Source organism: Pseudomonas sp. HMWF006 (assembly GCF_003061205.1).
Taxonomy (GTDB): domain Bacteria; phylum Pseudomonadota; class Gammaproteobacteria; order Pseudomonadales; family Pseudomonadaceae; genus Aquipseudomonas; species Aquipseudomonas monsensis.
This window is the reverse complement of the sequence record NZ_QAIU01000653.1, coordinates 17,487-23,788: the sequence shown is the minus strand read 5'-3', so window position 1 is coordinate 23,788 and position 6,302 is coordinate 17,487. Positions and strand designations below refer to the sequence as shown.

Below are 6,302 nucleotides of genomic sequence, written 5' to 3'. Positions count from 1 at the left end.
TCAGGGCTGCTCAGGTCAACCGGGGGGAATGTGCCGCAGGCGGGTACCACTTCACTCGTCTGTTCGGCCAGCGCTTGGGCAAAGAAATCCTGCCACAGGTGACTGACGCCGCTCAGTGCTTGAGTGTTTTGACGGCTGAAGTCGCCATGGGGCGAAATGTAGCCAATCGATGTGGGAAGAATGCCTGACATTTTTTTCGGTTGACGCTCAGCTCTGGCAAAATGCGCGTTGATTGGTTTATCGGCCACTTTTTGCCGATCCTTAACTTTTTTGAGCGTGTTTTCATGATTGAGCAACCCGCGGCCTGCCGCATCCATGTCCAGGCCCTCGGCCCGGCGTTTGAAGCGCAAGCCGAGCAGTGGGCCGAGCGTCTGGGTCTGCCGCTGGCAGTGGCCGACGGTGAGTTCGCCTTGCAGGTCGGCGAGCAGGGTTTGCAACTGCAGCAGTTGGGCCCGGATGCACCGGGGCCGGTACGCGTCGATTTTGTCGAGGGCGGCGCGGCGCATCGGCGGTTGTACGGCGGCGGCAGCGGGCAGATGATCGCCAAGGCCGTCGGCATCGCCCAGGGCGTGCGACCACGGGTGCTGGATGCCACGGCGGGGCTGGGCAAGGATGCGTTCGTGCTGGCCAGCCTCGGTTGCGAGATGAGCCTGATCGAGCGCCAGCCGCTGATCGGTGCGCTGCTGGAGGACGGTCTGGCGCGGGCGGCGGAAGATTTCGAGGTGGCGCCGATCGTGGCGCGGATGAAGCTGCTCAAGGGCAACTCCATCGAGGTCATGCGTAACTGGGAAGGCGAGCCGCCGCAGGTGATCTATCTCGACCCGATGTTCCCGCATCGCGAGAAAACCGCGTTGGTGAAGAAGGAAATGCGCCTGTTCCGGCCATTGGTCGGGGATGATCCGGATGCCCCGGCCTTGCTTGAAGCGGCGCTGGCACTGGCGACGCACCGGGTGGTGGTCAAGCGTCCGCGCAAGGCGCCGTGTATCGAAGGGCCGAAGCCGAGTCATGCGCTGGATGGCAAGTCCAGCCGATACGATATTTACCCGAAGAAAGCGCTCAAGCCGTAAAACCGAGTCGCTCCAATCGCTGGCAAGCCAACTCCCACAGGTTTTTGTGTCGTTCGCACGATGGGTGTTTACCACAACCCCTGTGGCAGCTGGCGTGTCAGCGATGGCGTCAGCACAGACCCTGAATAATCAGGGCCGATACGCCCGCATGAACAACCCCACCACCTCCTGTACATGGATCTCCGCCGCCTCTTCACTCAGCGGCTCACCGCAGCAATACAGCAAGCGAAAATTCCCCGCGCCCTTGATCAGGCAGAAGAAGTGCTCGGCCGCGTTACGCGGTTGGTCGATGCTCAACGCGCCGGTCTCGTGGATGCGCTTCAGCAGCCGCTCCATGCCTTGCACCATGCGTTCGGGGCCGGCCTCAAAGAAGATCAGCGAGAGCTTCGGATCCTGTGTGCCCAGCGCCATCATCAAACGGTGCAAATTCACCGACTCTTCGCTGTTGATCAGCTGATGAAAGCCTCGCGCAATGTTCAGCAACACATTTTCCACGGCGATGCCGGCAGGCAATTCGAAGAACAGCGGCGGTAACTGCTCCTCGCATTTGGCCATCACGGCGGAGGAGAACAGCGTCTCCTTGTCGTTGAAGTGGCTGTAAACCGTCAACTTCGACACGCCAGCCTCGGCGGCGACCGCGTCCATGCTGGTGTTGGCGTAGCCTTGACTCAGAAACAGGGTTTTCGCCGCATCGAGGATCGCCCGGCGCTTGGCCGGATCCTTCGGACGGCCCGGGCCGTTTGGAGCTGAAAGATTGTTCGACATTCTTCGCTTTTAATACTGGACTGGTGAGTTTGCTATTAATACCATACCGGCCAGTATAAATATTCCAAGCACCATTAGCGAAAGGTCCGTCACCATGTTCCGCCATGCGTTGTCCTTTGCGTTGCCAGCCAGTCTGGCGTTTTTGTTGTCGGCGTGTGGTCAGGAGGAGGCGGTGCAAGTGACCGTGCGACCGGCCATGGTGGTGCAGCCAGAGCCTTCGACGCAGGCGATGGAAAGTTTCCCGGGCGAGGTGCGCGCGCGCTACGAGCCCGATCTGGCGTTCCGCATCGGCGGCAAAGTCAGCCGACGACTGGTCGATGAGGGCCAACGCGTCAAGGCCGACCAACCGCTGGCCGAGCTCGATCCGCAGGACGTCCGCCTGCAACTGGAGGCCACCCGCGCCCAGGTCGCTGCTGCCGAAGCCAACCTCAATCTGGTGCGCGCCGAACGCGACCGCTACAAGACCCTGATGGACCGGCAGATGGTCAGCCGCTCGGCTTACGACAACGCCGAAAACCTTTACCGCTCCGGTGAAGCCCGCCTCAAACAAATCAAAGCCGAATTCAACGTCTCGACCAACCAGGCCAGTTACGCGGTACTGCGCGCGCCGCAGGACGGCGTAGTGGCCAAGCGTTCGGTGGAAGTCGGTCAGGTGGTCGCGGCTGGGCAAACCGTGTTCACCCTCGCCACCGACGGCGAGCGCGAAGTGCTCATCAGCCTGCCGGAACAAAGTTTTGGCCGGTTCAAGGTCGGTCAGCCGGTGACCGTTGAACTGTGGACGCAACAGAACCAGCGCTTCGCCGGTCAGATCCGCGAACTGTCGCCTGCAGCCGATCCAAAGTCCCGCACCTTCGCCGCGCGCATTGCCTTCACCAGCGGCAAGGTCCCGGCCGAGCTGGGCCAGAGCGCCCGAGTGTTCGTGCAGTCGGCCGATGCCGTGCCGTTGTCGGTGCCACTCTCGGCACTGACCGCCGAAAACGGCGCGACCTATGTCTGGGTCGTCAGCGCCAACAACACGCTGAAGAAAACCCCGGTACGCGTCGGTCCGTTCGGCGAAAAAACCGTGCCGGTGCTCGAAGGCCTCAACGCCAACGACTGGGTGGTCGCCGCTGGCGTGCATGTGCTGCTCGAAGGTCAGCAGGTGCGCCCGGTGGATCGCTCCAACCGTGTGGTCCATCTGGCGGACAAGGAGTAAGTCCCGATGCGCTTCAACCTTTCCGAATGGGCGCTGCGTAATCGCCAGATCGTCCTGTTCCTGATGCTGTTGCTGGCCGTCGTCGGCGCCTTGTCTTACACCAAACTGGGCCAGAGTGAAGACCCGCCGTTCACCTTCAAGGCCATGGTCATCCAGACCCGGTGGCCGGGGGCGACCGCGCAGGAAGTCTCGCGCCAGGTCACCGAGCGCATTGAAAAGAAACTCATGGAAACCGGTGAGTACGAACGCATCGTCTCGTTCTCTCGCCCGGGTGAGTCGCAAGTCACCTTCATCGCCCGCGACTCCATGCATTCCAACCAGATTCCTGACCTCTGGTATCAGGTGCGCAAGAAGGTCAGCGACATCCGGCAGACCTTGCCGCCGGGGATTCAGGGGCCGTTTTTCAACGATGAATTCGGTACCACGTTCGGCAATATCTATGCGCTGACCGGCAATGGTTTCGACTACGCCGTGCTCAAGGATTACGCCGACCGCATTCAGATTCAGCTGCAACGGGTCAAGGACGTCGGCAAGGTCGACCTGCTCGGTTTGCAGGACGAGAAGATCTGGGTCGAACTGTCCAACGTCAAACTCGCCACCCTCGGCTTGCCGCTGGCAGCCGTGCAGCAGGCATTGGAAGAACAGAACGCGGTGTCCACCGCCGGCTTCTTCGAGACCGGCAGCGAGCGTTTGCAGCTACGGGTTACGGGGAATTTCAAGACCGTCGATGAGATAAAGAACTTCCCGATCCGCGTCGGCGATCGCACGTTCCGCATCTCCGACGTCGCTGATGTCCGCCGGGGTTTCAACGATCCACCGGCGCCGCGCATGCGCTTCATGGGCGAGGACGCGATCGGGCTGGCCGTGGCGATGAAAGATGGCGGCGACATTCTGGTGCTCGGCAAAGCACTGGAAGGCGAGTTCTCGCGGATCCAGAAAAACCTTCCGGCCGGCATGCAGTTGCGCAAGGTCTCCGACCAGCCGGCAGCGGTGAAAACCGGGGTCGGCGAGTTCGTTCAGGTACTGGTGGAAGCGCTGGCGATTGTGTTGCTGGTGAGCTTCTTTTCCCTTGGCGTGCGCACCGGCATGGTGGTGGCGCTGACCATTCCGCTGGTGCTGGCGATGACTTTCGCCTGCATGTATTACCTGGGCATCGGCCTGCACAAGATTTCCCTCGGCGCGCTGGTGCTGGCGCTGGGCTTGCTGGTAGACGACGCGATCATTGCCGTGGAAATGATGGCGATCAAAATGGAGCAGGGCTTCGACCGTATTCGCGCGGCGAGCTATGCCTGGACCAGCACCGCATTCCCGATGCTCACTGGCACGTTGATCACTGCCGCAGGTTTTCTGCCGATTGCCACGGCGCAGTCCGGCACCGGCGAATACACCCGCTCGATCTTCCAGGTGGTGACCATCGCGTTGCTCGCCTCGTGGGTGGCGGCGGTGATGTTCGTGCCGTATCTGGGGGAAAAACTGCTGCCGGATCTGGCGAAGATTCATGCGGCCAAACACGGAACGGCTGATGGCCAGTCAGACCCTTACGGCACGCCGTTCTATCAGCGGGTGCGGCGGCTGGTGGAGTGGTGCGTGGTGCATCGCAAAACCGTGATCGTGATGACGCTGGGGCTGTTCATCGCCTCGGTGATGTTGTTCCGGTTCGTGCCGCAGCAGTTCTTTCCGGCCTCCAACCGGCTGGAATTGATGGTCGATCTGAAACTCGCCGAAGGCGCGTCTTTGGCCAACACCGCCGGCGAGGTCAAGCGCCTGGAAGCGCTGCTCAAGGATCACGCAGGCATCGACAACTACGTGGCGTATGTCGGCACCGGTTCGCCGCGTTTCTACCTGCCGCTGGATCAACAATTGCCGGCAGCGAGCTTCGCCCAGTTTGTGGTGTTGGCGAAAACCATCGAGGAGCGCGAGGTGCTGCGCACCTGGCTGATCGACACGCTCAACGAGCAGTTCCCGGCCCTGCGCTCGCGGGTGACGCGTCTGGAGAACGGGCCGCCGGTGGGTTACCCGGTGCAGTTCCGCGTCACCGGTGAACACATCGAGGAAGTCCGCGCGCTGGCGCGCAAGGTGGCGGCCAAGGTTCGCGAGAATCCGCATGTGGTCAATGTGCATCTGGATTGGGAAGAACCGAGCAAGGTCGTGTATCTGAATATCGATCAGGATCGCGCTCGGGCACTCGGGGTGAGCACCGCCAATCTGGCGAAATTCCTGCAGAGTTCGTTGACCGGCTCAAGTGTCAGTCAGTACCGCGAAGACAACGAATTGATCGAGATTCTGCTGCGCGGCACGGTGCATGAGCGCACTGAATTGTCGTTGTTGCCGAGTCTGGCGGTGCCGACGGACAACGGCCGCAGTGTGGCGTTGTCGCAGATCGCCACGCTGGAATATGGCTTCGAGGAGGGCATTATCTGGCACCGCAATCGCCTGCCGAACGTGACCGTGCGGGCCGATATTTATGGCAAGGAGCAGCCGGCGACACTGGTCAAACAGATCATGCCGACGCTGGATTCGATTCGTGCTGAATTGCCGGACGGTTATCTGTTGGATGTCGGCGGTACGGTGGAGGACTCGGCGCGTGGGCAGAAGTCGGTGAACGCCGGGGTGCCGATGTTCATCGTTGTGGTGCTGACCTTGCTGATGGTGCAACTGCGTAGCTTCTCGCGCACGGTGATGGTGTTTTTGACGGCGCCGTTGGGGTTGATCGGGGTGACGTTGTTTTTGATGGTGTTCCGTCAGCCGTTCGGCTTTGTGGCGATGCTGGGGACGATTGCGCTGTCGGGGATGATCATGCGCAATTCGGTGATTCTGGTGGATCAGATTGAGCAGGATATTGCCTCGGGTTTGAAGCCTTGGCAGGCGATTATCGAGGCGACCGTACGACGCTTCAGGCCGATTGTGTTGACGGCGCTGGCGGCGGTTCTGGCGATGATTCCTTTGTCTCGGAGTGTGTTTTTCGGGCCTATGGCGGTGGCAATCATGGGTGGGTTGATTGTGGCGACGGCGCTGACGTTGTTGTTTTTGCCGGCGTTGTATGCGGCTTGGTTCAGGGTTCGTCGCGAGGGTTGATCTTTGGTTTGACGTGGCGGCCTTCGGGCCGGCCAGGTTCTTGGGGTTTTGGGTGAATATCCGTTGGTTTGGGGGGGGGCGGTTGGCGGTTTCGCCCTTACGGCGAGTCCCTTTGGCAAACGCCCCAAAGGAACCAAAGGTCTTTGCCCCAACGTTCGGCCCGCTCGCTGGGGCTCGGGGTTCCTTCGCTCCGGGATTGT

Annotated in this window: 4 protein-coding genes and 1 pseudogene; 3 read left to right on the top strand and 2 right to left on the bottom strand. The window is 61.2% G+C overall.

Translation table 11 applies throughout. The features are described 5' to 3' along the window. Positions 1 to 233: pseudogene (locus tag DBR24_RS34550) on the bottom strand (energy transducer TonB); the annotation flags it as partial. A 51-nt stretch (positions 234 to 284) separates the two neighbouring features. On the opposite strand from DBR24_RS34550, the gene DBR24_RS30240 reads away from it, so the two are divergent. Next, positions 285 to 1,067, top strand: coding sequence for a class I SAM-dependent methyltransferase (locus DBR24_RS30240; protein WP_123465042.1), 783 nt, complete (start codon positions 285 to 287; stop codon positions 1,065 to 1,067). Positions 1,068 to 1,196: 129 nt separating this feature from the next. Here the strand turns inward: DBR24_RS30240 and DBR24_RS30235 are convergent, their stop codons facing one another. Beyond that, positions 1,197 to 1,832, bottom strand: a complete 636-nt coding sequence (locus DBR24_RS30235; RefSeq protein ID WP_128616516.1) for a TetR/AcrR family transcriptional regulator — start codon at positions 1,830 to 1,832, stop codon at positions 1,197 to 1,199. 94 nt (positions 1,833 to 1,926) lie between these two features. On the opposite strand from DBR24_RS30235, the gene DBR24_RS30230 reads away from it, so the two are divergent. Further along, entirely contained in the window at positions 1,927 to 3,027 is a 1,101-nt protein-coding gene (locus DBR24_RS30230) for an efflux RND transporter periplasmic adaptor subunit (RefSeq protein WP_123465046.1), read from the top strand. A gap of 6 nt (positions 3,028 to 3,033) precedes the next feature. Continuing rightward, a complete protein-coding gene (locus tag DBR24_RS30225) occupies positions 3,034 to 6,102 on the top strand; it encodes an efflux RND transporter permease subunit (RefSeq protein WP_128616515.1) in 3,069 nt (1,022 codons plus the stop codon). The last annotated feature ends 200 nt before the right edge of the window (positions 6,103 to 6,302 follow it).

What these genes read in the sequence shown, in the direction of transcription:
- DBR24_RS30240 (WP_123465042.1), top strand. Translation starts at nt 285, where the DNA reads ATGATTGAGCAACCCGCGGCCTGCCGCATCCATGTCCAGGCCCTCGGC.
- DBR24_RS30235 (WP_128616516.1), bottom strand. Translation starts at nt 1,832, where the DNA reads ATGTCGAACAATCTTTCAGCTCCAAACGGCCCGGGCCGTCCGAAGGAT.
- DBR24_RS30230 (WP_123465046.1), top strand. Translation starts at nt 1,927, where the DNA reads ATGTTCCGCCATGCGTTGTCCTTTGCGTTGCCAGCCAGTCTGGCGTTT.
- DBR24_RS30225 (WP_128616515.1), top strand. Translation starts at nt 3,034, where the DNA reads ATGCGCTTCAACCTTTCCGAATGGGCGCTGCGTAATCGCCAGATCGTC.